This is a genomic window from Geminicoccus sp. (assembly GCF_035556675.1).
Classification (GTDB): Bacteria; Pseudomonadota; Alphaproteobacteria; order Geminicoccales; family Geminicoccaceae; genus Geminicoccus.
Window position 1 is genome coordinate 1 of the sequence record NZ_DATMFZ010000278.1, and the last position, 3902, is coordinate 3902.

Below are 3902 nucleotides of genomic sequence, written 5' to 3' on the forward strand. Positions count from 1 at the left end.
TCGGCGATGCGATCGCCGCCACTCCCTCGACACCGGCCGCAGCCAACTGGAGCAACCTCCAGGTGCCGCAGCTGTCGTTCGCCCGGCTGGGCGAGAGCCTGCTGATCTGCCATCCCGAGCTGGAGCCGCGCCAGCTCGTCCCGCTGGCCTCGGGCGGCTGGCAGCTGCGCAAATGGTCGTTCGCCATCCCGCAGGGTGCGCCGGCGCCGTTTGCCTATCGCGAGCCGTTCGCCCGCTTCGCCGCCGACGAGGTGGCGCTCCAGCCGGTGAAGACCGGCCTGGCGGCGGACCAGCCGATCCCGCGCGATTCGCTGGTGACCCTGTCGGCGTCGGCGCCGGTGTTCACCGCGCTGCATGCCGGGACGCGTCTGCGGATCAAGGGCCGCCAGGTGACGGTCCAGAGCGTGCAGAGCACCACCCAGGCGATCGGCCTGGTGCTGGAAGCACTGAACGACGGCCAGACCACCCGCGACTGGGATGAGCAGGCATTCAGCCAGGCGCGTGGCTACCCGATCACCGTCGGCTTCTGGCAGGACCGGCTGGTGGTGGGCGGCTCGCGCGATCTGCCCGATGCCATCTGGATGTCCAGGACCGGGCGCTATTTCGACTTCGACGAGGGGACCGGCCTCGACGACGAGGCGATTCGCTTCCGGCTCGGCACGGAGCGCAACCACGCGATCCGCGCCCTGATCTCCGGCCGGCAGCTCCAGGTGTTCACCAGTGCCGGCGAATGGGCGCTGTCCGGCGACCCGCTGACGCCCGCCACCATCCGCGCGGACCAGCAGACCGGCATCGGCTCGCCGGTCGCCCGCAGCCTGCCGCCGGTCGAGGTCGATGGCGCCACCCTGTTCGTCAGCCGCAGCGGCAAGGAGCTGCGCGAGTTCCTGTTCACCAGCGACCAGCAGGCCTTCCAGGCCGCCGACCTGGCGGTGCTGGCGCGCCATCTGCTGGTCGATCCGGTCGACATGAGCTTCGACCCGATCCGTCGCCTGGTCCTGGTCGTGCGCGCCGATGGCAGCATGGCCGCTGCCACGATCGACCGGGAGAACGGCATCGTCGCCTGGTCCAGGCTCACCACCAACGGCCTGATCCGGGCGGTCGCCCACCTGGATGGCCGCACCTGGCTGCTGGTGTCGCGCAACGGCATGGTGACGCTGGAATACCTGGACGACGGCTTGGGCGTCGACGGCGCCCTGACGTTCAGCGCGACCACGCCGCGCAGCGTGTGGTCCGGGCTGGAGCGGTTCAACGACCGCCAGGTCTGGCTGATCGGCGATGGCCGGCCCGTGGGCCGCACCGTCGTCACCAACGGCAGCGTGGTCCTGCCCCAGCCGGTCAGCACGCTCGTTGCGGGCCTGGCCTTCATCCACGTGATCGAGCCGGTGCGCGCCCTGCCTTTGCCGAACCGGGTCCAGGACGCCCGCTACCGGGTGGTCCGCCTCTCGTTCCGCCTGCTCGCCACGTCGGCGCTGCGGCTGGATCTCGGCAGCGGCCCGGTCGCCCAGGCCCTGCCGGCTGTGCCCGGCGGCTTCACCGGGGACCATGCGGTTCGCGTGCTCGGCTGGCGGCGCGGCATCGAAACCTCGCCCTGGCGGATCGCGCAGGACGACCCTTCCGCCTTCACGCTTCTTTCCGTGTCCCACCAACTGCAGGTGATCGACTGATGGGTGCCGCAACCAGCCTCGCCACGCTCGGCCTCTCCGCCCTGCTGGGCCAGCAGAAGAAGAGCCGGGCCAACGACCTGATCGAAGCCGACCGGGTCCAGAACGCCCAGGAGATCAAGCTCCGGCAGAGCATCGAGCGCCGCCAGCGCGAGCAGCAGCTGGCCCGGGCGCTGGCCGCTGCCCGCGCCCGGGCCGGCTCGGCGGGCGTGGGCTCCTACCGGGGTGCCGCGGATGCGATCGTCAGCGGCCTGAAGCGCCAGGCCCGTACCGAGCAGGCCGAAGCCGATGCCGAGGCTAGGCTGGCGCTGCAGGGCAACGACACGAAGGCCGCCCTGCGCCAGCGCAACAACCTGCTGGACCAGCAGGGCAGCGTGCTGGGGCAAGGCGCGCGCGTACTGGGCGGCCTTGCCGGCGGTTCCCTGCTGGACTGAGCCGCCCGGTCGCACCGGCAGCCCGTTCTCCGCCTTCCGGATCGCCCGCCATGCCTGCCCCGCCGCGTCGCAGCTTCCGCCAGTTCGTCTGGGTCTATAACCGGCTGCAAGGCCGCATCACCCCGGCCCTGCATGTCCGGGTGACCGACTGGCTGGAGGCATGCTGGCGCGGCGGCGACCGGCGCCTCTTGCTGATGGTGTTCCGCAATGCCGGCAAGTCGACCCTGGTCGGCCAGTTCTGCGCCTGGATCCTCGCCGAGGATCCGGACCTGCGGATCCTGGTGCTGTCGGCCGAACAGAACCTGGCCGACAAGATGGCGCGCAATGTCCGCCGCGTCATCGAGCGCCATCCGTTCTGCGAGCATCTCCTGCCCGACCGCAAGGAGCAGTGGGCCGCCGACCGGTTCACCGTCGCCCGCCCCCACGACTTCCGCGATCCTTCCTTGTGCTCGCGCGGCATCACCGGGAACCTGACCGGGCTGCGCGCGGATGTCGTGATCTGCGACGATGTCGAGGTGCCCAACACCTCGGATACACCGGGCAAGCGCGAGGAGCTGCGCGAATGCCTGCGCGAACTCGACTACATCCTGATGCCCGAGGGCACGATCCTCTATGTCGGCACGCCGCACAGCTATTACTCGCTCTATGCCGAAGAGGCCCGGGCCGAGCTGAAGGAGGCGGCCCCGTTCCTCGCCGGCCACCGGCGCCTGGCCATCCCGCTCCTCGACCCGCAGGACGGCAGCTGCGTGTGGCCAGAGCGCTTCCCGCCGGACGTGGTCCGGCGGATCCGCGAGCAGACCGGCCCTGCCAAGTTCCGCTCGCAGATGCTGCTGGAGCCGACCCATGTCCACGAGGTGCGGCTCGAGCCCGAGCGGATGCGCCGCTACCGGGGCGAGATCGAGCTGGCCAGCAGCAACGGCGAGACCGTGCTCACGATCGGCGGGCGGCGCATGGTGTCGGCGACCTGCTGGTGGGACCCGGCATTCGGCGCGCCGAAGAAGGGTGACGCCTCCGTGGTCGCCTGCGTGTTCGTCTGCGAGGCCGGCGACTACTGGCTGCACGGCCTGCGCTATCTGACCCACGACCCGGCCCGCATTGCCGAGCAGGACGAGGCGGCACAGCTCTGCCAGCAGGTCGTGGCGTTCGCCGACGCCATGGCCCAACCCGCGATCCGGATCGAGACCAACGGGATCGGCCGCTTCCTGCCCTCCCTCTTGCGCCAGGCGGTCGCCCGTGCCCGGACCGGCTGCGCGGTGATCGAGCGGGTTTCCAGCCGCAGCAAGGTCCAGCGGATCCTGGACGCCTTCGACCCCCTGCTGGCGTCGGGCCGCCTCCATGTCCACGAGGAGGTGTGGCAGGGCGGATTCGTCCAGGAGATGCGCGAATGGCTGCCTGACCGGGACAGCCGCGACGACGCGCTGGACGCGGTCGCCGGCTGCATCCTGGAGGAGCCGGTGCGGCTGTCCGGCCTGCACGCCCTCCGCACCCGCCCCAGCTGGCGCACCGCCCGCCCCGCCATCGCCCCGTCCAGCTTCGACCTCTGAGCCCGGTTGCATCCTGGGCGCCAGCGCCGTAAGCGCGTCGCTACGGCAGGGAAGCGTGGCCGAGTGGTTGAAGGCAGCGGTCTTGAAAACCGCCAAAGGGCAACCTTTCGTGGGTTCGAATCCCACCGCTTCCGCCATAGATCGCTGATAACCTGTTGCCCAACATGGGAACTGCAGCATCCACTGCCTTCTGGTCCCAACGATTGTCTCAACGGAGTGCTTCGATACCTTCTGGGCCGATGCAATTTGGCAGGTTAAACTAG

General features: G+C 70.3%; 3 protein-coding genes and 1 tRNA gene. All 4 read left to right on the forward strand.

Annotation, left to right across the window (positions count from 1 at the left end; translation table 11 throughout):
- The coding region (locus VNS22_RS19405) for a hypothetical protein (protein ID WP_325735339.1) at window positions 1-1664 on the forward strand (1664 nt) is incomplete at its 5' end.
- Window positions 1664-2095, forward strand: a complete 432-nt coding sequence (locus tag VNS22_RS19410) for a hypothetical protein (protein WP_325735341.1) — start codon at window positions 1664-1666, stop codon at window positions 2093-2095. The genes VNS22_RS19405 and VNS22_RS19410, both read left to right, overlap by 1 nt.
- Before the next feature lie 50 nt (window positions 2096-2145).
- Window positions 2146-3639, forward strand: a complete 1494-nt coding sequence (terL, locus tag VNS22_RS19415) for a phage terminase large subunit (protein ID WP_325735343.1) — start codon at window positions 2146-2148, stop codon at window positions 3637-3639.
- Window positions 3640-3688: 49 nt separating this feature from the next.
- Window positions 3689-3776, forward strand: a tRNA-Ser gene (locus VNS22_RS19420).
- The last annotated feature ends 126 nt before the right edge of the window (window positions 3777-3902 follow it).

Excerpts from the sequence above, each read along its gene's own strand:
- terL (WP_325735343.1), top strand. The coding sequence starts at position 2,146 with ATGCCTGCCCCGCCGCGTCGCAGCTTCCGCCAGTTCGTCTGGGTCTAT.
- VNS22_RS19410 (WP_325735341.1), top strand. The coding sequence starts at position 1,664 with ATGGGTGCCGCAACCAGCCTCGCCACGCTCGGCCTCTCCGCCCTGCTG.